Origin of the sequence: Hippea alviniae EP5-r, assembly GCF_000420385.1 — a bacterium.
Lineage (GTDB): Bacteria > Campylobacterota_A > Desulfurellia > Desulfurellales > Hippeaceae > Hippea > Hippea alviniae.
Genome location: NZ_ATUV01000001.1, coordinates 236,275 through 259,352, shown reverse-complemented (window position 1 = coordinate 259,352; position 23,078 = coordinate 236,275). Strand labels below are relative to the sequence as shown.

Sequence of the window (23,078 nt, the reverse complement as noted above, 5' to 3'; positions counted from 1 at the left end):
AAGAGGGGTATCTATGCCAAAGTACACGCTTGAAATTGAAGGTAGAGGGGCTGAGTTCCATATTGGTGCTGTGAGCGAAAAACTCTTTCAGCAGATCAAAGAAAGAGGTGTCGAGGCTTACATAGACGACGAACTGGAGCTAGGAGAGAACGATGTGGGTTGGCATGACTTGGACTTGTTTTCCTGCTACGCACCGTCTTTGTATGACAGTTCTATCACAGTTTATGATGAGAATTACAATGTAGTAGATGAGTTTTCTGGAGAGGATGTCCAATCTTTTACTGTTTCCTCGCTTCGTCCTGCTTGTTCTCCGAAGAGTAGAGTAGACAAGGTCCCTGCTGGCAAAAAACTCATAGCCGTTGTGTCAATCTACGATGGTAGGTGGGGGTCCTTGGAACTGGAGATCAATAAGAAATTCTATAGGGATAATTTCTACTTTGTCAACTGCGATTTGACAAGCATGGAAATACTTGAGAGTGATTTAACTTTCATTATTGGTGCAGTATACTGCAACTCTTGCTCAGATGAGGATTTGGACACGATATATGAACAGATTGAGAGCGATGAAGCCAAAAAAAACCATTGATAAAAGATTGCTGGGTAAACAGCAATAATAAACTTCTCAAAAACTTCATCGTTGTAGAGGAAATAGACAAAAACGAACTCTCTCTGGATCACTATGGTGTGATGGGTTTTGTGTTAAGTGAAGACTTGGTTTGGGAAGAGCTCTGAGGGAATATCTATGCAAGCCGTGTTTGCAGCTAAGCCAGTTGACCTTATCGAAAGGAATTTTTCAGAAACGCTCTACAAACACATAGAAGATTTCCTTGTTAACCAACAAGACTTCTATGTAAGGTTGGTGAATGACACCAACCGCCCTTTCCAAAGGAGTTTTGCTTTCCGCTGAGGATATAGGATGAAGAGAGGAAGATAGAGAAGGAGGGCGGTGTGCAGTGCGTTATTCAGAGCCACCTTATCTGGTAAGGGTGCTCCCTGAGAAGCTGCCAGATGGGTAAATAGCTATTGTTCTGGTTTCTACAGGTAACAGTTGTGTTATCAGAGTAGAAAAAAGGGAAATGCCCCTAACCCCCAGACGTGGATGTGGTTGCTTTAGAGGAAAGGTTGGAAAAGGGGAAGAAAAGATAGAGGAGGTGTAGTATGGCGACCTTTTTACCACACAATCACCAGTGTGCAACTTGTGAGTTTTGGGATGGACAAAGAAAGGTTTCAACCGACAGAAAAGAGGTTATAGTGGAACCTAGTGGTTTTTACGGAAAATGTATGGTAAATCCAAAGATAACTCCCCCTAAAAAACCAGCGGGTGGCTCTTGTAGTAAATGGCAGAAGTGGGGATTCTTAGCCTAATTTTTAACTATTAAAGTTTTTCAGAAAACCCTTAAACCCCTTCATCTCAATCACAAGTAATTTGAAATTGCTGATTGAAATGATAAATTTACATATTCTTTGTGGGGTTTAAGGGTTAAGTTTTTTGGTTTAATACACATTTAGCCTAAAAGTTTTTTTCTTTTTGCGCACATCATGATTTACTCAAACACATTTTTGTTATTGTTGGTTAAATTTATGTGTTGCTCCTGCACTTAAGAGATTTGTTTATCTTGTTTTATGATAGTGAAACATTTATATTTTAGTAAATTTTCTTCTACATGTCTTTATATATCATTGTCATAGACCAACAACATTATGTCCGTTTTGTATCTTGTCAATAGCCATTCCACTAAATTTATATGATCTTACTCTGTAAATTCACGCTGATGGGCCTTTGGGTCTGATTACTGTTAGGAAGGCATGAAGAGCCCAAGTAGAGAGAAGTAAAGAGATTCACCTTTTTTCTTATCGTTATGTTTTTTCATACAATTTTTCCAATGTAAATGTTCAACTTACAAACTCATTATTTGATGTAAATCAGGTCATAGATAAACACTTTAATACCTTAATGACATATTAGCACTCATAGTTTTAGACTATAACTTCAGCTACTTCATCGCCCAAGATAGACATACGCATAACTATAAACCACTTATATTTCTCGAGAGTAAGAAATTAAGCAAACTAATTTGTAAAAACTTACTGAATTTTTCTTCATTCCTTAAAACTCTAAGAATTAACTAACTCTCTGTCTATATCGTTGCAAACTTCAAGTCCGGACGTTTTTTGAAAAAAGTAAACTTGCTGACCCACCAAAATTTCACAGTGGTATTTGTAAGTCGGCATATAATTTAAAAGCTTAGACCTAAGAGATAGATTTCCTCTGTATCAGTCAACAGAAGATTTTGTTCTTGCAAGCTTTCCTTTTCGTAACTAATAGTTACATCACACAGAATAAAACATTTTTTATTTTGTAGTTGATCGCGCTTTTTTATTTATCTTTTATAGTATTCACTCCACTTCCAGAACTTCTATATCCACAATTTCATAAATTTTTCCGTCAACCGTTATAAATTTCATTCCGTATTTTTCCACTATTTCGACATCAAAATAAGAACCTTCGTCATTTATACCACCTGAATCTTCATCAACAATAATGGTTTTCGGTCTGTGTATTTTCGTTTTAGGGTATATCTCAAAAGTATCATCGCTGAAAAATAGATTTACTAAATAGGTTTTCACATCTTCAGAACCTGGCAGTGAATTGTCGTCGTATAAACTGTCCATGCCGTTTATGCTTTTTAGATATTTTCCTGGTGGCAAAATGAGTTTTAGTGAGATATATTTGTCAAGATCCGATGTAAACTCAACCAGAACGCCTTGGTTAAACTCTTTTGAATAGATGAGATAAGTTTCTGAGTTGTTACAATAAAGAACGTCTGAAAGCATTTTGTCTATTGCTCTTTTGAGAATGGTTTTAAGTGTGTCTTCTGGGATTTTAAAGTAGTCTATGGTTTCTATATGTTGTTCGGTGTGGACAATATTTTTTCCTTTGTAAACCAAAAAACTACTACTTCCTAAACAATTGTTACTCATCCGACTCTAATAGCAGATTAATACCCATCAAACAAAAATACCTTAAATATGTACTATTATACATATTTAAAGATTGCAGCACAAGAACAAAGTGAATACAGTTTGGATATACACATGCTTAATTCTCTTAAAAAGAAAAGTAAAAATTTACTAACACTAACTTATCCTTAAAAAATGTGTTTTCATGATCAGTTTTGTAAGATTGAGACACTAAAAAAACTTTTATCTAGACGATTAAGAAAAAGGCGTTAGGAAACCTAACGCCTTTTTCTTAAAAAGTAACCTTTCTTTGTAACATGATCGTAGATATAGGTATGCAAAGGGTTCTCTTCACATTCAGCAACAACCAAATCTCCCATGTTCTTTAATTTGAACTTACTTTCTATCCCAGCAGTTTTACATATAGGGCATTGCTCATTTATTTCTGCCACAACCAAACTATTTTTGTTTGTAATGTATAAAACGATATTCTCTACTGTAGGGCTTATAAATTTTTCCCTTTTTATTAAGGCAAAAATAAAGAAAAATGGTATGAGCAAAAACTTTGTCAGCTTGGATGGCACTCTCTGTTTATTTTTATTTAACTTTTTAAAATCAAACCCATTTTCAAGGTAAAGAACTACTATCAATACAGAGAAGAGTAAAGCACCGATGGCAATTATATTGATTTTGTGGATAGTAGATGGATTAGTTATAAATTGTTGTAAAAATCCAGTCATTATCAGTACAGCCAAACCTACAGGAATTCCCCACATCAGGCCTAATAAGCATTCATACAAGGTCATATATTTTCTATTGAAATCTTTTAATACACGATCTGGAAGAGGGATTTCTTCCAGCTTATGATGTTGAACAAGGTTTTTTATATCAACTTTGGCTTCGCTAACAATTTCAGAAAGACTACCAACTTTATCACTGATTGTATCTTTTATATCGTCTTTAGCTTCAACTACAACAGTAGAAAGCTTGTTGACTTTTTTATTTATCATTTCCGGTGAGCTTTCTGAGAACTTTATGTCTAAGCATAACTCGCTGTTAGAATCTTTAGAGCATTTAGCAAAATCTAATATCTTACGAGAGAATGGATTTATAGCGTAATACTCGTCTATAGATTCTTTAACGCCCACTTTTATCATCTTCTTTATTCTGTCATTTATAGGTTTTTTGTTCTCTTTTTTAATTTCTTCAGATATCTCTTCTTCTTTCGCAGCTATGCTATAAAAATCTTGATAGGAAACCGAACATTTATTTTTGGGATTCTCCATGCATTTTCTGTAGATGCTTCTGTAAACTTTGAGGTAGCTTATTCTTTTTCGTTTTTTGCTTGCTTTGCTGTAATACTTCTCCAGGAATGTTATGATTTTGTCCAGTTCATCCACAATTTCCCCATACTTCCTTTCCAAAACCAAAGCTTCAGCCTCTACAGCCATGCTACCTCCCAAAAAATAATTTTTTTTAGAAGCATCCACCCTTTACTTAACGACGCAAGATGCACCTCACGATGCTTTCCATGGATGTTTCTGGCATTATTTTATCAAAGATATTAATTTTAATTAATGTCAATAATTTTATAAAATCCATCTATTTATATCATTTATGGATAAAAGCATTTCATATTTCATAGAATAAGCAAAACAGTATCAGCTTTTTTGTATGGATATATAACGCTTGGTTATGGTCATCCAAAGATATTCTGGTTGAGTTAATTATTGTTGGTAATAATGATATCTTTAGCGTATCTATAATCTATATTTTTGTAGTCTTCTGTCTCTTTATATGCTTTTTCTTTATGAGAAAGGTCTGACAGTTCAGACGCTTTTTTGCTTCCTATTGTTTTTACTACAGAATCTATAAACTCTTTTTCCTGTTGGCTTAATGATATCTCTCTTTTTGATGCAGGTGTATAAAGTCTACTCTCTGCAATCTCTTCATTTCCTATAGGATGGTAGAACTCTTTAACTACTATAATATTTTCTTTTTCCATTAAGTCTAATAGGTGTTGGAAATCATCAGGGCATGGTCCATAAGGTAATTTTGCATAGGCTGCACCTGTTAAAGATACTCCAAATTTTCTAAAATATAAAAAATCAGCGTAAAATAGAAGTTTGTTAAGTTTGGTTTTATTTACTACATAGTTCATCTGCTCCATTTTGTTTATTATGTAATAGACAATATCTTTAAATCTCTCTACAGAGAATTTTCTGTTTCCACGAAATGTTTCACTCTTTATGTTGTGTCTTTCTTCTATCTCTTTCTCTTTTTCCTTGTTGTTAATTTTATTCAGAAGGATTTCTCTAAGAGCCATTATCTTTTTTTCTTTTAAAAGTTCTTTATTTTTATTGAGTATTTCAAGCATATTCTCAGGCTTTTTTAGCATTTGAAGTAAATAATCATGGGCTGGCTCTTGTAGTCCACCTGTTTCGTATCTGCTCAAGGTTGCTGGACTTAATCCCAGTATTTTTGCCAATTCTCTTTGGCTTAAGCCATACTGTTTTCTTAATTGGGTAATTTCTTCTGGTTGAAGCATACCATGTCTCTTTCTATATTCTCTATAAGCAAGGTCAAGCTCATCAATCGGATTTTCCCTATCTTCTATTTCATCATATCCGCACTCTTTGCACTTGAAAAAGGTGACAGGTATCTCTATGTTTTCTTTTCTAACTTTTACAGTAATTGTTTTCTTTATAGGTTCAACTTCTACTTCTTTCTCGCATACAGGGCAAATTGCCTTTTTCATATTGCACCTCCATGTTATTTGTGAAAGCTTATGCATTTTGCATAATATTTACCGTTTATGCTGTAAAGCTTAACCTTCACATAAATATCTCTTATATCATGTATGTTTATTTTAAATTCCCAAACATCCCCTTTTCTATCTCTGTCTTTCTTTGGACCAGAACGATAATTCTCTGCAGACAAACCACACAGAGCCTTAATTGCTTGGTTTTTAGTCAATTTATACATACTCAGAAACTCCCTGTTTTTACTACGGGGAACAAAGTCTATTCCGTTCTTGCATGCTTCTCTCCATAGCTCAATAAATATTTCTACCATTCCATCATTCATTGCTGTCCTCCTTATTATATATCAATTGATATGAAAAATAAAGAGAATAATTCAAATTTGATACTAAAAACCTTGGTATCAGGTAATAAAAACTCTCTAACATGGTTTTTATAGTATCCTATATTCAACAAGATTGCCAAAAATAGGATAATGGAATAAATACAATAAAACTACACTTTTAACTTTTCATCTCGAAATCCCCAAGCTCACCTCTTCTGATTCTTCTTTGCTTTCTGTTTTTTCTATTGCATCAGCCTTTTCTTCGTTAGATAGGTGCATTTTTTCTTTTTCTTCTATCTCTTCTTTTCTTTCCAAAATCAATCGTGCTCAACTTCTCCTGTTCCATCTGGGATTGTTCTTTTAGAATTTCTTTGTTGTCTGTAAAGATAACAGTCTCTTCTTTAGCCCTTGTGGCTGCCACATAGAAAGACTCCTGATTTGAGATTGTCTCAGAGCTGTGAGAATATATTGTTACATTCGTTGTTTGTCCCTGGCTTTTGTAGGTCGTTATTGCATAGGCGTGGTCGATGTAGTTATAGACATCTTTTGAGTTTTGATTGGTGTTTATGGTTACATTTTCTCTATTTTGCTTTATTATGCCTATTCTGTCCTTTTCAATGCTCTCTATTTTGCCTATCTCTCCATTGGCTATATTTAAGCCCTTATCGTTCTTTAAAAAGATAATCGTATCACCAACAGAGAAGTTTCTATAATTCTGTTTAAATAAAGCTGCATCCTTTAAATCCTGCGGAGTAAATTCGTATATCCTGTTATTATGCTCTATTCTTATAGTATTTTTATCTTTATCGACATCTATAATATTTGCTTCACCAACAAGGCCTGTTCTGCTTTGGCTTGTGAAGATAAGTTTGTCTGTCTTTCGGTAGCTTTCTATGAAGTTCCTCTCGGCAGGATCTAAATTCTTGGGTGAATAGGCTAAAACCTTATAGTCTTTTTTATCTACTAAGCCTTCTTCTTTGAGCTTTTCCCTTATTGTCTCATTGAGTATTTCCCTTTCCTTATTTGTATTTGTTATTAAAAGGACATCTCTGTTGTTTTTGATATTTTCAATATAGCACTCCTTGATTTTCTCGATCTTTTCATTTTTATCCTCTATCTCTTTTATACTACCGTTTCTATCAAGCAAGTCTATAGCTTCTGCAAATCTCTTCTGGTTCATAAGATTAGCTGTTTGTTTTTGTTCTTGAGTCTTGAATCTAACGGTCTGTTGCATATCTACATAGTTCTCAGGTTTTATGTGTTTCTGTATATCTTCAAAGACTTTTCCCTGCTCTATGGGTTTAAACTGCTTTATATCGCCAACAAGAATAGTTTTAGCTGTTTCTTGCTTAATCAAAAAGTGCATATCAGAGCTTGAAATCATACTGGATTCATCCACAATCAGTACGGTTTTTGAGTTGTTGAGATTGATATTGCCGTTTTGGATCTCGTTCTTTAGTTTTGCTATTGTAAATACATTCTCAATGCCTGATTCCTTTAGTAGGTTTGCAGCCTTACCGGTTGGAGCAACGCCAATAACTTTGCATTCTTCCTGAGTATAAGCCCTGTTTATAAGTTTAATTGAAGCTGTTTTTCCACTTCCTGCGTTACCCTGAACGATAAGATACCTTTTATTTTGAGTTAGGGCTTTTTCCATAAACTCCTTTTGTCCATCTGTATATTTAAAGTTTTGATATCTTTCTTGGAGCTCTATTAACTCCTTAGCTTGCTGCTTATCGTATATTCCTGTTGTTTGAACATTATGCTCTATTATGCTTACGGTTTCTTTTTCTATACTCTGTATAGCCCTTGTTGTTAGATATTTATCATCAAGGGCTAAGATATTTCCGTTTTTTATCTCTTTTTCTATAGCTTCGTCTATCTGTTTTAAAGTGATGTTTTCACCAAGCGTCTGTTTTAGAATAAGATTTTCAATCTGTTCTTTTGTAAAAACGGATTGAGCTTTGGTTAAATCTTCCAATGCAGTATCGAGAGATTTATCTATAGTGGCTTCTGATTGTTCTTTTGCTGTTTTTGCTTGCAGGGTCACGCTGTTTTGCCTTGCTAATTCTACTGCCTGTTTTTTGAACTGCTTCAGGTTTATTCCAAAATGCTCTTTTAGCTCCAGATTAACCTTATTCTTCATTTCCTTGTATGAGAAGTTGTGGTCCTTCTCTTGTCTTGTATCCCAGCTTGCCTTCTGCTTTGCGTCTCTTTCATATTCAAACCTATCTTTGTTTTTCTCATACTCTTCTTTTATCTGCTGAGAGCGTTTTGAGAAAAATTCCTTTACATCTTGTCTTGCTGTCTTTATATCAACCATACCGTTTTTTCTGTCTATCTCAAGCTCATAGCCAAGACTCTTTAGCTCTTGGGCTAAAATATGCTCCTGAATCTGACCTATATGCTTGTAGAGTGAGTAAAGCTCTCTGTTATCAAGGCTTCTCCATTTGCCATCTATTCCTAAGGTGGTATTGACAATAAACACATGCTCATGAATCTGTGGGTCATTGGCTCTTGAGTTGTAGTGTGTAAAACGCGCATATAAAAGGTTGCCTGTGTGCTCTTTGTTTATACCGGCATGGCCTGTTCTTGTTAGAGCGTATCTCTCTTGGGCTATAGACAAAGCTTCATCAATGCTTTTATGAAATGCCTTTTCTATTCTTCTGTCTGCTAAAGCTAAAATGGATGCATTCTTGGAGAGTGAGAATGTAAAATCCCATCCGGCTATAGCATTCTCCTTATTGGCATTCTGTCTTAGTTTCTCATCCCTATAGGGATGAAAACCATCCAAGACTCTTTGAAACTGCTCAAGTTTCACTTTATCCCTTAATCCGAGCTCTTCTGCTGCTTTGCCTCCCCATAGGCTGTTTGTCTTGTTTTCTGTTTGATAATAATAGGCAGAAGCCCCAGAGGGGCTTCTTGAGATTGGCTTTGATAACATAGTCTACTCCATAAATTTATCTGCTATATCAAGCGGGTTTTGGTTTAGTTTCTTTGAGTCCTTGTTTTCATCTTTTGGGTTGTCTTTCTCTTTTGATATTTTGTTGTCATCTGAATGAGTTGTAAGTGGCTTCGGATCTCCGTTGTTCTCATTCTTTTTATTATGGTTACGGCTGTCTGCATTTAGGTTGAATGAGGTATTTTTTATGAAGAACTCTATATCATTTTTTGGAATATTTATGTATTTTAGTTTACCTTTATACCATCTTCTTGAGAATTTGGCATAAAACTCAAGATCTTTTAAAGCCATAATCTCTGAAGGCAAAACGGCCACTTCTGTTGTTCTCTCCTTATGAAGGTTTATACCATCAATTTTAGAGATTTTAGGGCTTGAGAAATTATTCTTACTGGGCAGCTCTATCTGGGTTTGGCCTATCAGTTTTGAAATGGTTTCTGCCGTGAATGAATCGTTGGCAGCAAAGGAGATTATTGTGTTGCAGTTGTTAAGTATATCTGCAATTTCAAAAGTCTTATATCTTCTTTTAAGACCTTCAAGGCTTTGGGTGGACAAATAAAACGCTACTCCTTTACTCCTTACATAAGATAGAGCTTCTCCAAGATTTGGTATTGTTGGAAGATTTGCAAGTTCATCTATCCAGATTCTTATCTTTGAGCCGTTTGCGCTGTTTATATCCGGCATAGATGATAAACGAAGCAGAAGCATATTTAAGAATGCGGAGTAGAAGCCTTCTGTTATAGGCGATTTGCTAAAATCGTAGGTTATGTACACATTTCTGTTCTCATGAGAGCTTATCCACTCTTTTATATGAAACTTTGGATTAACATCGGGCTCATAACCTATAGCCCTTGCAAAGGAGAGATGTACCCTGAGTGTGGATAATGTATCTGCAAGCGATACATTGCTGCCAAGATTCAGATCCTTTTTAAAACCAGAAAGCAAAGATGAATCTGTTTTGTAGAATATCTCATTTAGTATGGCTTCTCTAACTTTGCTGTTGTCTAATACGCCTTTTTCCAGTAGCTGTTGAAGGAGCATAAACAGTATCTGTTGCGCATTCTTGATAAAATAATCCGATGTATGGTTTATGCTTCCCTTTGGTTTCTGGATAAGAGATTGGGAGAGAGTTTCAAGATCTGCTATATCTTCAATTTCTTCCAAAAAGTTCCATCTATGGCTCCTTATGTCCAGGGGATTTAGAATAATGTCTACTCCCTTTCTAAAAAACCTGGATAAGAAATCTCCTTTTGCATCAAAAATGACATTTTTGCCTTCAGTGATTTTTTCTTTCATTAGATTCAGTAAGGACTGTGTCTTGCCTGAGCCTGTCGTTCCTATCACAATAGTGTGCTTTACTTCATCTTTCGGTCTTATGAACTTGGAGAGCTCTTTAACTTTGCCCAGATTTTTAATCTTTGTGCCTCTTACTATGCGCTTATCTGATAACTTCTTTGTATATCTGTAGACTAAAAAGAAGGTGATAAGGAAAATGAGTACAGAAATACCAATAGCATAATAAAAGGCATGGGTGTGGAGTATAAGGGAGAAGTATTTTCTGTATATATTTTGAGCAAAGCCGTAATCAAAAGGTAGCTTTTGATTTTTAACAAGTCCTTCAAAGAACCATAGTTTTAGATTGTAAAAGCCGTATTTTATGCTGTATTTGAGAATAAATATTATGTTGGAATCCTTCTGCGCAAAATAGAAAAAGGATACTAAAAAGGCAATGATAGTTAGGCCTATATTGTATATAAGAAAGTATGCAATGTATCTAATCCTGTTGACAAACAGATCAAATCCTTCACCTATACCTAAAACGGATCTGCTCATAACTCCTCCTTGTTATCTTTATTTTCGAGCATAACTGCTTTGATTTTTTCATCCGATACTTCACACTTTTCCGATATCAGAAGCAGCAATGCAAATATGCGCTTCTGGTTGTTTTTTACTGCTGACAAATGATCTAAAATGCTGTTTATCTCTTTTTTGTGATCCAGAAGTTCTTCAATAAACGCACTCCTTGTCTTTTTTGCTCTCATTTTCTCCATAAGGGAGAAATAAGAGCTATCCAGACTAATATGCATATCAATCTTTGACATAGATGCTCTCCTTTCCAAGATTCTTTAAAAATGTTTCATCCATCTTTCCATCCCGGGTTAGGTAAGCCATAAAAAACCTCCTTCAAAGAGCTTTACATTAAACATCAATCCATTTTCCTGACCAGGAAAAACTCCAACCTTGATCAAGCTTCACGCCTAAAGTCTAATGCAAGCAAAAGAGTGAATAAACAGACTCACGTAAAAAACGAGAGTTTTAAAAAACCTTATAGTAATAGGGATTTGTTGATCAAAAGGGTGAGTCACCTTAGGAAAAATAATAAATTATTCTAAAAAAATTGATTTTTTTATGGGTTATTTTATACTTAGGAAAGGGTAAAATGGAGGTTTAAGATGATAGATATAAAGATTGAAGATGAGAATGTTGTCATATCTTTTCCAAAAGAGCTTCTATCCATAGATTACTTCTCTAATATCATTAAAGCTCTTGAGATTGAAAAGACTGTAGCTAAAAGTAAGCTTACAGAAGAAAAGGCTTTTGAAATGGCCGAAGAACTGAAAAGGAAGTGGTGGGAAGAGAACAGGGAGAATTTTGTAGCTAAGCAATGAAAAAGGTTGTTGTTGATACAAATATAATTTTTTCAATCTTATTGAAGGATAAAAATAAAGAAAGGGATTTTCTATTTCTTTCTAGTGGCATTAAATTTTTCACCTGCCGTTTTATGTTTGTTGAACTGTTTAAATATAAAGAAAAGATTGTTAAATATTCGCATTTAAAAGAGAATGAAGTTTTGTCAGTTCTTTATGATGTCTCAAAAATAATAGAGTTTTACAATGAGGACTTGATTTCTTATAGCTCAAAGGTAAAGGCTTTTGATCTGTGTAAAGATATAGATGAGAAAGACACTCCTTTTGTAGCTCTATCACTGGAATTAAATGCCTATCTGTGGACAGGAGATAAAAAGCTAATAAATGGTCTGAAAAATAAAGGTTTTAATAGATTCATATTGATTTAACTTTTTATGAGTAATCCATCTCAATAATTGGTGTTTTGTATCTAGAGGTTAAAACTCCAAATTCATGCCGAAGGTAAAAATAATTGGATAATTTTTTATCTGTCAAAATATCCATGGATAGAGTACAATTAACTGAGTAATGTTAAAAAGCTTCTTGAAAATAAACCTGATCATTATAAAGCATCCTGTTTCACCCTGAATTGGATTTTTCTCTTCCAAGATAAGAGGCTTTTTCTTCCATTCCTGAGCCTTTAATAACTAACAGTTAATATCAGAAAAGAAGAACCTTTTGGCAAATAGATAGTTAAAGAAAAGCGTAATACCAAGAGAATGATAATTTTTGCCTTAACATAGGGAGATCAGTGCATGTTCAAATTTGAGAATTCTGTTAAGGCTAATCTTCTATACCATATTAATTGTATTGCAGTGCAATAAAAAGATGTAAGAATTTGCATTCTAATACAAATCTTCAAACCCACATAATCAAGTAGGTTATTTACATCTTGTATGTTTTGTTTCCTTTTTGACCTTAAGTTTTAATATGAACAGATTGAGGATTACTTGGGTAAATTTTATCATTGATTGACTATACCTTGCAGATACGACTTCAATATCCTAAAATTCGCATCGTTGTAATATTTGCGTTTCTCTGGCTCCAAAATAGAACCAAGTTTTATTTTATAGTCATTCTTTGTTAGATTGTTTATCCCTTTAACAATCTTCTCGGCCGTGTTTTTATCAATGTTGAGTTTTATGCCCTTCTTAAACAAAAATTCAATGTCATACACATCTCTTATTTCTCTCCTATTTAAGAATGCTTCTATCTTTGCTTTCATTATCTCATCAAGTGTTATTGAGTTTAGCATAACCTGTATATTAGAGCTCGGGCTGTATGCTATACTCTTTTCAAACTTAATCTTTTTCGGCTCTTTTCTTATCTCAATCTTTAGTTTCTGAAGGTATGAGTCAGATTTAATCTCAAAAACTATTGTGTAATGCTTATTTTGAGAGTCCAAAATTTTATAATTTTCTTCGAATAGATTTTTTAAGTCAGAAAACAGTTTAGTCTCATCAATCTTATCTACAGTCCAGAAATCAAGATCCATTGAATACCTATCCAATCCATGACATAGCCTGAGCATTGTTCCACCAACAAATATTAACTTATTAAGCAATTTCGCATTATGCATCTTTTGCAATACTTCAAGTTCGAACTGCTCGTGTTTCTCTAAATGTTCCATAATTTCTCCAGTGACTTTATAGTTTTTTTAGGAAAGTTTTCAGCGATAGAAAACACCTTATCTTTGTTTAGTTTTGAATAATCAATAGCACTGTTGTCAAATTTATACTTTCCAAAAGAGAACAGATATACGCTATCAACAAAAGCCTTCTCTTTAGTAGCAATAAAATATCCGTCTTTTCTAATGTAGCTATTGAAGAATCTATCATTAACTTTGTAATACTTGAAAACCGCACCTTTTACTTCGTAGTATCTGCTGCTCTTTGTTGTTATGCTTTCAAAATAGTTGTTATACATCTGCGTTGTAACTCCGTAATAACTCAAGGCTGTCATCAGGGAAATATATGATGGAACTCTTAAGAATGATGAGATTTTAAAGAAATCTTCAATAGTCAAGCTCTTCCATTTAAAACTTGTAATATACATATCTTTTCTGAGTCTAATAAACAATCCATTCTTTACGTATCTACTGCAGAACACTCTTGCTGACTCAATCGTATAGTTAAACAAGTTGGCAACATCTATGGTTGTAAAAAACAGCTTATCGAATAGAACTTCGAGTTTTTCTGTATTCATTTTTTCATCCTAATTACTAAACAAACATCATTAACAATATAATTTATAATATGTTTTTAGTAGAATGTCAAAATATACATTTCCGAAAGTAGAAATTAACACGATGACCCTTGTTTTTTCCTTGCAAAAGATAACAATATTTAATAATATTTCCCTATGAAAAAGAAAGAAGTTTTAAAATCAATCATAGTAGAGTTTCACTCCTGGAATTTGCCATCAGTTATTGAGAGAAACATAAAACTACCTGTGGATTCTAATAAGATTGTATCTGTTATAGGCTCAAGGAGAGCTGGAAAGACTTACCTGCTTTTTAGAACAATAAGTGAGCTGATAAGTGATGGAATAGACAAAAGAAGATGTGTTTACATCAATTTTGAAGATGAGAGAATGGATTTAACAAAGGAAGATTTAAATCTATTGCTTCAGGCATACTCAGAGCTATATCCTGATATAGATTTAAAGGATATATATCTTTTCTTCGATGAGATTCAAAATGTAAACGGTTGGGAGAGATTTGTAAGAAGGGTATACGAAACTATAACAAAGAACATCTTTATAACCGGCTCAAATTCCAAACTGCTTGGTGATGAGATTGCAACATCCCTAAGGGGAAGAACTTTAACATACGAAGTCAGCCCTTTAACATTTGAAGAGTTTTTAAGGTTTAAAGACTTCAAGTTTGATTTTAATGTGGATATATACGATACAAACAAAAAAGCAAAATTAATCAAGCTATTCAACGAGTTTCTTGTATACGGCGGTTTTCCAGAGATTCCGTTAATGAGAAAAGAGCTAAAACTTCTTGCTCTGCAGGAGTATTTTAATGTTATGATATATAGGGATATAGTGGAAAGATATAGCATAAAAGAGCCTTTTGTCTTGAAATACTTCATAAAAAGGGTTGCAGAAAACATAACAAGCAGCTTTTCTACAAATAAGATTTACAATGAGCTTAAGTCTCAAGGCATAAAGGTAAGCAAAAATACTTTGTATAACTATCTGTATTATATGGAGACTTCATTTTTGATAGGACTCGTTAAGAAACATCATCACTCTGTTTTAAAATCTGAGCTTTCAGAGAAGAAAGTTTACTTTGTGGATAATGGCCTTTTGAATGCCATACGCTCATTTGGTGAGACCAGCCGTGGAGCATTGCTTGAAAACTTAATCTGGCATGAGCTTAAAACAAAATATAACAGTATAAAATTCTTTAAAGGCAAAAGAGAGTGTGATTTTGTTGTTGATGAAAGAATGGCCATTCAGGTCTGCTATGAGTTCTCATCAGAAGCAACAAGAAAAAGGGAAATTGAAGGGCTTATAGAGTGTTGTAAATACTTTAATCTTAAAGAAGGGTTTATTGTAACCTTTGATGATGAAGAAGAGATTGTTGAAGAAGGTGTGAGAATCAAGGTTATTCCGGCTTATAGGTTTGTAGTTACTGATATCTGAGCCAACCTACCTTTTTCCAAAATCAGGACTTTCATTTTACAGTCTTATAGTAGAAAAAAATCGATAAAAAATCAGCATTTGAAAAATTTTCACAGCGTGACTCACCCAAGAAGCTAAAAAATTCCCATTCCTATAAGGTTTTATAAAAATCAATATTCTGCGTGAGTCTGTTTCTTTAGGATCTTTCTTGCTCTAAACTTTTAGGGAAAATGAAAGAATGAGAAGGAGGTCTGAAGCATGAGGCAAAACAGAGAGAAAAAGTTTGCGGAAGGAGGAAAGGAGAAAATGAAAAAGTATTTGACTCCCAAAGAAGTTGAAGAAATTTACGGCCTTTCCCAGAAATGGCTTGCCAATATGCGCTGGGAAAAGAAATGGATACCGTATTTGAAGGTAGGTGGAAAGATCCTTTATAGGCCGGAAGACATAGAAAATTTCATAGAGAAACATCAGGTTAAAGTTATATCCGAATAAGGAGGCAGAATGATAGAAGAGTTAAAGCCATATATTATCGATATCGTTAAAGATATATTGCCAAATGGCACAATTAAAACAACATCAGGCAAAAAAGAATACTGGCATAGATGCCCTTTTCATGAGGATAAAAACCCATCTTTTTCCATAAACCTTGAAAATGGGTTATCTTATTGTTTTGGATGTGGGTATTCAGGAGATATAATAGATGTATATGCAAAAGTTAAAGGTTTAAATGCAAAAGAGGCAGTAAAAGAACTCTTTAAATCCTATTTGCCTCAAAATATTGGAACTAAAGAAAATCAATCAACTATAGAAAAAGCTACTTATATGTGGAATAACTCAGTAAAAAATTCCGAAACAATAAAAAAATATTTGAAATCAAGGGGTGTTACTAAAAGCTACGACCTAAGACTTTACAAAGATAATATAATGTTAGCAAGAGTCGTTGATATCCATGACAATCTAAAAACGCTCCATATGACTATTTTAGAAAACACCAACGATGGAAAAGTAGTCAAAAAAGAGAAAAAATTCCTAAAAGGCTTACCTTCAAAGGGTTATAGCGTCCACTTTGGAGAACCTCTGGATAGTTTAGCCTTAGTTGAAGGTATAGAGACAGCATTGAGTATAAAGGAAGCTTTACCTATTCTACCCATTTGGGCAACTCTTTCTGCTTCAAATATGCCTGATGTTGAAATACCTTTAGGTATAAGGAATGTTTATATTTTCTACGATAAAGATAAAAGTGACACGGGATACAAAGCAGCTTTGGAAAATGCAAAGAAACTCTTGAAGGAAAATAAAGGTATACATGTCTATCTAATCCCACCACCTATGGATATACCTGAAAACTCAAAAGGAGTAGATTTTAATGATGTCTTACTCAAGAAAGGTAAGGAAGCTGTAGTTTTATCCTTTAAGGAAGCAAAGGAGTTTGAAGATAAAGATTCAGATAAGATTTCACCCATCGATCTGGCTTTAAGCCTTGTTAAAGAAAAAACAAAATTCTTCCGCTCAAAAGATGGAGAATCCTATGCAAAGGTAAAAATAAAAAAGGATAGAGACAAAGATAAGGATGACCAAAAAAACGAAAGCCATATTGAAATAATGCAGATTAGAAGTAAAGAGTTTAAGAAGTTTATCTCTTCTATCTACTACAGAACAACAAAAAAGGTTTTATATCCTAAGGTGGCAGATAATGTAATATTTACTCTTGACAGCATTATCTCAAATGAGTCAAAAGAGGAGGATGTATTTTACAGAGTGGCTTATTATAACGGCAATATCTATATAGATTTAGCAGACGAGAAATGGCGTGTTATTGAAATCACACCAAACAGCTGGAGAATCTTGGATAAAAGCCCTGTTAATTTTATAAGATATGCAAGCACCCTTTCTTTACCGGAACCAAAAGAAAGTGGAAATGTAAATAGATTGAAAGAGTTTTTAAATATCGATGATGAAGGCTTTAATGTAATTGTTGGTTTTTTGCTAAATGTCCTAAGTCCGAATGAGAACCATATAGGCATGATTTTAACAGGTGAGCAGGGCAGCACAAAATCAACAATGGCTAAAATGATTAAATCCGTAGTTGATCCTGATATAAAACAGAAACTCTCAACACTAAAAAGCGAAGAGGATTTAATTATTGCAGCATCAAGAAGCAAGGTTGTTGTTGTGGATAATATCTCAAAGTGCTCTCAGAATTTTTCAGATAGCTTATGCAGATTATTGGATAGCAGCAGTATATCCAAAAGAAGATTGTTTACAGATTATGAAGAAGCTATTCTAACTGCTGCATCATCCGTGATACTCACAGCTATAAGCAATGTATTTGTTTATCAAGACTTGCTTGATAGGGTTGTAATGATAAACCTAAAACCAGTCGATCCTAAGCAAAGAAAAGAAGAAAAGAAATTATTTGAAGATTTTGAAAAAGAGCACCCATATATTCTGGGAGCATTGTGCGATATGGTATCCGAAGGATTAAGAAATATAAACAGAGTAAACCTAAAAGAGAAACCACGAAGGGCTGATTTTGCCGTATGGCTTGCAGCTTGTGAATATGAGAGCAAAGAAAAAAGGCTTTTAAATTCCTACCTAAAAAACATAGAGAAAATAATAGACGCTTCTTTGGCTGATGATGCCCTTGTCTCAACATTCATGAGTTGGTTTGAAGATAAAGATAGTTGGAAGGGCAGTGCAACAGAGCTTATGAATATCTTAATTAACTTTGCAGATAAGGAAGTAAAAGCAGAGCTTCCCAAAGCGTCCAATAAATTTAGTCAAAGGCTTATGATGGCTGCAAGCTTTTTAAGAAGAAAGAAGATAGATATAAAAAAGAGAACATACCAGAAAGGGAAGTTTGATAACTATCAAAAGACTGACTGAAAAGTGAATAAGATGAAAAACAGCAGTAACTCCATAAATCTCTATATAATAAATCCATTCAGTAAAAATCACTCTCAAGTAAAAATACATCTATCGTCACATAAAGAGATACCAACCGTCACATATCGTCACTTGAATTTCCCCACAGCAAAAGTAAAAATCCAACATTTTGTCTGTTGTGATGATTGTGACAATAAAAAAGGTAAATAGAAAAAAATAAAAAGCAAAAGAAACAGACTGAAAAATAATAAAGCATACCAGGATGAAAAGTCTCATTAAAACAGAAGAGGGTCGGAAGCAAAACAGCCGCTCAGAACATGAAAGTTGTGGACTAATAGTGGACTAATTTGGGTAGAAATTAAAAAAGCCGTTTAAGGCTTGTTGCCCTAAACGGCTTCATAAAAGGCTTTTCATGGTGCCGAGACGTGGAATCGAACCACGGACACAGGGATTTTCAGTCCCTTGCTCTACCAACTGAGCTATCTCGGCACGCACGATTTATATACACAAAGAGTAATCAAAAGTCAACACTTTTTAAACACTCAAAACTTTAAACATTTTCAAATTTTTTTCAAAGTAAGAATCCAAAAAAGAATTCAAATTTCCTGTATCCATCCTCTTTTCAATTGTAATTATATAAAATTCTAAACAAAAATAAACTAAAGAAGAAAAAATAACCTATTACCATGAACTTCCATAAAAATTTCTTACTCTCTTCAACATGGGAGACATAAATGCGATAAGCGATTAAGTTGGCTAAAGAACCTATCAAATTACCATAACCACCTACGCTTACACCCCATAAAAGGGCTTTCCAGTTGTTTGTAAAATCTGCAAAAAACAGAGCAGAAGGCACATTGCTTATCAACTGACTAAATAGAGCAGAAAAAACAAATACACTGTCGCCTTTCGTAAAACTAAATCTCAAGATATGAGCTAAATTATCCGTAAAGCCAAAAAACATAAAGAATATACCAAGCAGAAAATAGTCTATCTTTAAAGCATCTCTATCAAACAAAACTGCATAGAAAACAACAATCAAGCCAGTCCATATAGGAACAAACTTCAATATCACAGCTATCATCAAAACAAGCAGAATAAGATAAAGTTTATAATTAGGCTCAACAGAGAATGATAAATTCAAAGATTTGCCTTCAAACTTAAATAATAGAGCAAAAATTACAAGAAGAACAACAGAGACAAGACAGAAGGGATATATAGCCTTAACAAACTCAAAAAGATTCAAACTGTAAAACCAGTAAATAAACATATTCTGTGGGTTTCCACTCGGCAGGAGAGCACTTGAAGCATTAGCGGCAATAGCTTCCAAAATCACAAGCATATCTTTATTCTCAACATCCATTAAAATCGTTATAGGAACAACAAGCAGAAGTGATATGTCATTGGTTAAAAACATGGCAAGAATAAGCGTAAGAAAAATGAGCTTTAGACCGACAAATCTTCCCAAGCCAATCTTAGCTGCAACAAAATACAAAGCCTTACTATTCTGAAGTCCTTTTAAAACAACAAGAAAGCTAAATATGATAAACAGAACATTAAAATCACTCACACTGTAATGCGGAATGCGTTTTAAATATATGCTCGTTATAATAGCGCCTATTGTGGAAAACAGAAACAGCCACTCTTTAAGGAGTTTTCTTAGCCAGAAATTCACCTTTAACATAATGAAAAATTGTAAAACAATTGACAAAGCAAATCAAATTTTGTAAAAGCTTTTGGCAAAACGAAAGGGAAAAGGGGTGTTTGAGATGTTCGCAGTCATAGAAACGGGCGGCAAACAATACATCGTAAAAGAAGGCGATGTGATAAGAGTTGAAAAGCTTGATGCCGAACCAAAAAGCGAGATAAGTTTTGACAAAGTGTTAATGGTTGGAGATAAGGTTGGAAACCCTTATGTAGAGAACGCAAAGGTTGAAGCAAAGGTAATAAGAACAGCTAAGGCAAAAAAGATTATCGTGTTTAAGTTTAAAAGGAGAAAGGGATACAAAAGGAAGAAGGGTCATAGGCAGTATTTCACCGAAGTAAAAATCACAAAGATAGTATCATAAGGGGGAAATAGATGGCTCACAAAAAAGGTCTTGGCTCAACCAAAAACGGAAGAGATAGTATAGGCAAGCGCTTAGGCGTAAAAAGGGCTGATGGGCAAAGAGTAAAGGCTGGAGAAATTTTGGTAAGACAGCGTGGAACAAAGTGGCATCCGGGCAAAAATACAGGCAAGGGCAAAGACGATACGCTCTTTGCTTTAGTAAGCGGAACGGTAAAGTTTGAAGAAAAACTCGGCAAGAAGTTTGTTAGTGTTTATCCTTAAATGTTCATAGATTATGCTGAAATCTATGTAAAAGCAGGAGACGGCGGCAGAGGAATAGTAAGCTTCAGGCGAGAGAAATATGTCCCAAAGGGCGGTCCCGACGGTGGGGACGGCGGCAGAGGTGGCGATGTAATTTTAGAAGCCTCAAAGGATGAAAACACTTTGAGGCTTTTTCGTTTCCAGAGACACTTCAAAGCAGAAAACGGCAAACCCGGCGGTTCAAACAACAAAACCGGCAGAAGCGGTGAAGATTTAATAATCAAAGTTCCTATAGGTTGCATAGTAAAAGATGAAGAAGGCAACATAATCGCTGACTTAACAGAAGATGGACAGCGTATCGTCGTTGCAAAAGGCGGTAAAGGTGGTAAAGGCAATGCAGCTTTTGCCACACCAACAAACAGAGCACCACGCATAGCCTATCCCGGCAAAAAAGGCGAAGAGAAAAAGATAAAGCTTGAGTTAAAACTGCTTGCAGATGTTGGCCTTGTAGGTTTTCCAAATGCAGGCAAGTCATCACTCATCAGAGCCGTCTCAGATGCAAAACCAGAAGTTGCCAATTATCCTTTCACAACTCTAACACCGCATCTCGGATATGTCTATTTCAACGATAAAGATTTCATAATCGCAGACATACCGGGCATTATAGAAGGAGCAAGCAAAGGCAAAGGTTTGGGTTTAAGATTTTTAAAACACATAGAAAGAACAACAATTTTACTCTTTGTCTTAGATATAACAGACGAGCCAAAAGAGAAGTTTTCAAAACTAATAGAAGAGTTAAAAAATTATAATCCAGAGATGCTAAACAGAAAAAGGGCTGTCGTTTTGAATAAGATAGATTTACTTGAACAGATAGATGAAAATTCGTATAAAGAGATGTTCAAAGGCGAGAATGTTTTTCTTATAAGTGCTTTAAAGAGAGAAAACCTTAAACCACTATTGAAATGGATAAGCGAGAATTTAGAGAGAAGCTAAAACAGGCAAAAAGGGTTGTAATAAAAATAGGAAGCGGTGTAATAGCCGAAGAAGACGGCATAAATATAGAGATACTCGAAAACATCACAAACAGCATAAACGAGCTTATAAATCAGGGTAAGGAGATTATAATCGTATCAAGCGGTGCTGTAGCCTGCGGCATGAACATATTAAACCTAAAGAAACGCCCAGATAACATCGTAAGCCTGCAAGCTTTAGCAGGCATAGGCCAACCAAAACTGATAGACATTTACGAGAAGCTATTTGAGAAATACGGTTTAAAAATAGCACAGCTTCTCATTACAATTGACGACATTCAAAACAGAAGAAGGTTTATAAACGCAAAAAACGCCCTGCTTACGCTCATAAAATGGAAAATTATACCAATAATCAACGAAAATGACACGGTTGTGATAAAGGAGTTGAGATTTGGAGACAACGATAATCTATCGTTTCACATTCTCAATCTTGCAGAAGCAGATGCCCTAATAATCTTAAGCAACATAGACGGTGTCTATTCAAAAAAACCGACAGATAAAGATGCCGTTTTAATAGAGAAGATAACAAAAGAGACAGACATAGAGATAGGAGAAAATAGTAAACTTGGCAGCGGCGGTATAAAAACAAAGATAGAAGCAGGCCTAAACTCAGCAGAAACGGGCAAATTAGCATGCATAATCAACGGTAAGAGAAAAGACAGCTTAAGAAAATTATTTGAAGAAGATGAATTTGAGTTTACATTCTTTGAACCGACAAAAAACCCTTTAAAATCAAGAAAATCTTGGATATTAAACTGTTCACCAAGCGGCGTTGTTGTAATAGACGATGGTGCAAAAGAGAGTATAAGAAAGCACAAAAGCCTTCTGCCAAGTGGTGTCGTTAAGGTGTTTGGCGGCTTCGGTAGGGGTGACATAATAAACATCGAAGATAAGGAAGGCAGACTTATAGCTAAAGGCATAACGAATTACGACTCAAGCGAGATAGAGAAAATCAAAGGCAAGCACTCAAAAGAGATAGTAAACATCTTAGGTTATAAATACTCAGACGACATAATACACACAGACAATATGTCGGTGGTTGAAGATGGCTGATGAGTTTGACGAGTTGATTGAGTTTTACAAAACAAAGTTAAACTCTATTGTCTATACGGGCGAGTGGTTCAAGATAACTCAGGAGTTGATAGATAGATTCGCTGAGATAACTTCCGATAAACAGTGGATACACACAGACCCACACAAAGCGGCAGTTGACTCACCTTACAAAACAACTATAGCCCACGGATTTTTAACCCTATCTCTCATACCATTTTTGACAAAGAGCAACGACCCTGTATTTTTTGAAGAGCATTACCCAAAGATGAAGTATCGCCTAAACTATGGACTTAACAAGGTAAGGTTTCCAAACGCCGTCAAAGTAAACTCTTACATCAGAGCAAAGCTTATACCCTTATCGATAGAAAACTTGGGCGATTCCGTTGAGATAATCTATAAAATAATTGTTGAAATAAAAGGCGAAGATAAACCTGCCGTTGTTGCTGAGCAGGTCTTCAGACTATACAAATGAG

22 protein-coding genes and 1 tRNA gene are annotated in these 23,078 nt (G+C 34.6%); 12 read left to right on the top strand and 11 right to left on the bottom strand.

Translation table 11 applies throughout. From position 1 onward, the window contains the following. The first annotated feature begins 13 nt into the window (after positions 1–13). Entirely contained in the window at positions 14–586 is a 573-nt protein-coding gene (locus G415_RS0101385; protein ID WP_022669791.1) for a hypothetical protein, read from the top strand. 572 nt (positions 587–1,158) lie between these two features. Then, positions 1,159–1,365: a hypothetical protein gene (locus G415_RS0101370; RefSeq protein WP_022669788.1), complete on the top strand. Its 207-nt coding sequence runs from the start codon at positions 1,159–1,161 to the stop codon at positions 1,363–1,365. 1,032 nt (positions 1,366–2,397) lie between these two features. Here G415_RS0101370 and G415_RS0101365 read toward each other — a convergent pair. The 7 genes from G415_RS0101365 to G415_RS0101330 form a co-directional block, all read right to left on the bottom strand. Continuing rightward, positions 2,398–2,982 (bottom strand): hypothetical protein, encoded by a 585-nt coding sequence (locus tag G415_RS0101365; RefSeq protein ID WP_155825413.1) that lies wholly within the window; start codon positions 2,980–2,982, stop codon positions 2,398–2,400. Between the two features lie 257 nt (positions 2,983–3,239). Next, complete coding sequence (locus G415_RS0101360; RefSeq protein ID WP_022669786.1) at positions 3,240–4,412, bottom strand: Bax inhibitor 1 family protein; 1,173 nt, start codon at positions 4,410–4,412, stop codon at positions 3,240–3,242. 272 nt (positions 4,413–4,684) lie between these two features. Further along, the gene (locus G415_RS10575) at positions 4,685–5,719 is read right to left on the bottom strand and encodes a type II TA system antitoxin MqsA family protein (protein WP_022669785.1); all 1,035 of its coding nucleotides are present in this window, start codon (positions 5,717–5,719) and stop codon (positions 4,685–4,687) included. 14 nt (positions 5,720–5,733) lie between these two features. Further along, positions 5,734–6,048, bottom strand: coding sequence for a hypothetical protein (locus G415_RS09385; RefSeq protein ID WP_022669784.1), 315 nt, complete (start codon positions 6,046–6,048; stop codon positions 5,734–5,736). Between the two features lie 265 nt (positions 6,049–6,313). Continuing rightward, positions 6,314–8,992 (bottom strand): MobF family relaxase, encoded by a 2,679-nt coding sequence (gene mobF, locus G415_RS0101340; RefSeq protein ID WP_022669782.1) that lies wholly within the window; start codon positions 8,990–8,992, stop codon positions 6,314–6,316. Between the two features lie 3 nt (positions 8,993–8,995). Then, positions 8,996–10,840, bottom strand: a complete 1,845-nt coding sequence (locus tag G415_RS0101335) for a type IV secretion system DNA-binding domain-containing protein (RefSeq protein ID WP_022669781.1) — start codon at positions 10,838–10,840, stop codon at positions 8,996–8,998. After that, positions 10,837–11,109: a hypothetical protein gene (locus G415_RS0101330; protein WP_022669780.1), complete on the bottom strand. Its 273-nt coding sequence runs from the start codon at positions 11,107–11,109 to the stop codon at positions 10,837–10,839. Before G415_RS0101330 ends, G415_RS0101335 begins: the two co-directional genes overlap by 4 nt. Positions 11,110–11,460: 351 nt before the next feature. Here G415_RS0101330 and G415_RS0101320 point away from each other — a divergent pair, with 351 nt between their 5' ends. Together G415_RS0101320 and G415_RS0101315 are read left to right on the top strand one after the other, a co-directional pair. Continuing rightward, a complete protein-coding gene (locus G415_RS0101320; RefSeq protein ID WP_022669779.1) occupies positions 11,461–11,676 on the top strand; it encodes a hypothetical protein in 216 nt (71 codons plus the stop codon). Beyond that, on the top strand, positions 11,673–12,083 hold the full coding sequence (locus G415_RS0101315) for a putative toxin-antitoxin system toxin component, PIN family (protein ID WP_022669778.1): 411 nt from the start codon (positions 11,673–11,675) through the stop codon (positions 12,081–12,083). Before G415_RS0101320 ends, G415_RS0101315 begins: the two co-directional genes overlap by 4 nt. Positions 12,084–12,658: 575 nt before the next feature. Here the strand turns inward: G415_RS0101315 and G415_RS0101310 are convergent. Together G415_RS0101310 and G415_RS0101305 are read right to left on the bottom strand one after the other, a co-directional pair. After that, on the bottom strand, positions 12,659–13,324 hold the full coding sequence (locus tag G415_RS0101310) for a nucleotidyl transferase AbiEii/AbiGii toxin family protein (protein ID WP_022669777.1): 666 nt from the start codon (positions 13,322–13,324) through the stop codon (positions 12,659–12,661). Then, positions 13,312–13,899 (bottom strand): type IV toxin-antitoxin system AbiEi family antitoxin domain-containing protein, encoded by a 588-nt coding sequence (locus G415_RS0101305; RefSeq protein ID WP_022669776.1) that lies wholly within the window; start codon positions 13,897–13,899, stop codon positions 13,312–13,314. The genes G415_RS0101310 and G415_RS0101305 overlap by 13 nt, the downstream gene beginning before the upstream one ends. A 156-nt stretch (positions 13,900–14,055) precedes the next feature. Here G415_RS0101305 and G415_RS0101300 point away from each other — a divergent pair, with 156 nt between their 5' ends. From G415_RS0101300 to G415_RS0101290, 3 genes are all read left to right on the top strand, one after another. After that, on the top strand, positions 14,056–15,348 hold the full coding sequence (locus G415_RS0101300) for an ATP-binding protein (protein ID WP_022669775.1): 1,293 nt from the start codon (positions 14,056–14,058) through the stop codon (positions 15,346–15,348). A gap of 237 nt (positions 15,349–15,585) precedes the next feature. Beyond that, positions 15,586–15,819 carry a helix-turn-helix domain-containing protein gene (locus G415_RS09380; RefSeq protein WP_022669774.1) on the top strand — a complete coding sequence of 78 codons (234 nt, stop codon included), beginning with the start codon at positions 15,586–15,588 and terminating at the stop codon, positions 15,817–15,819. A 9-nt stretch (positions 15,820–15,828) separates the two neighbouring features. Next, positions 15,829–18,213 (top strand): toprim domain-containing protein, encoded by a 2,385-nt coding sequence (locus G415_RS0101290; RefSeq protein ID WP_022669773.1) that lies wholly within the window; start codon positions 15,829–15,831, stop codon positions 18,211–18,213. Between the two features lie 413 nt (positions 18,214–18,626). Here G415_RS0101290 and G415_RS0101285 read toward each other — a convergent pair. Beyond that, positions 18,627–18,702, bottom strand: a tRNA-Phe gene (locus G415_RS0101285). A 133-nt stretch (positions 18,703–18,835) separates the two neighbouring features. Further along, a complete protein-coding gene (locus G415_RS09375; RefSeq protein WP_155825411.1) occupies positions 18,836–19,888 on the bottom strand; it encodes an SLC13 family permease in 1,053 nt (350 codons plus the stop codon). Between the two features lie 94 nt (positions 19,889–19,982). On the opposite strand from G415_RS09375, the gene rplU reads away from it, so the two are divergent. Genes rplU through G415_RS0101255 form a run of 5 tightly spaced genes read left to right on the top strand, consistent with a single transcriptional unit; the run spans position 19,983 to position 23,077 of the window. Then, on the top strand, positions 19,983–20,282 hold the full coding sequence (rplU, locus tag G415_RS0101275) for a 50S ribosomal protein L21 (protein WP_022669771.1): 300 nt from the start codon (positions 19,983–19,985) through the stop codon (positions 20,280–20,282). A gap of 11 nt (positions 20,283–20,293) precedes the next feature. Next, positions 20,294–20,542, top strand: coding sequence for a 50S ribosomal protein L27 (gene rpmA, locus G415_RS0101270; protein WP_022669770.1), 249 nt, complete (start codon positions 20,294–20,296; stop codon positions 20,540–20,542). After that, on the top strand, positions 20,543–21,514 hold the full coding sequence (gene obgE / locus G415_RS0101265) for a GTPase ObgE (protein WP_022669769.1): 972 nt from the start codon (positions 20,543–20,545) through the stop codon (positions 21,512–21,514). Further along, positions 21,484–22,605 (top strand): glutamate 5-kinase, encoded by a 1,122-nt coding sequence (gene proB, locus G415_RS0101260; protein ID WP_022669768.1) that lies wholly within the window; start codon positions 21,484–21,486, stop codon positions 22,603–22,605. The genes obgE and proB overlap by 31 nt, the downstream gene beginning before the upstream one ends. Then, complete coding sequence (locus G415_RS0101255; RefSeq protein WP_022669767.1) at positions 22,598–23,077, top strand: MaoC family dehydratase; 480 nt, start codon at positions 22,598–22,600, stop codon at positions 23,075–23,077. The genes proB and G415_RS0101255 overlap by 8 nt, the downstream gene beginning before the upstream one ends. The last annotated feature ends 1 nt before the right edge of the window (position 23,078 follow it).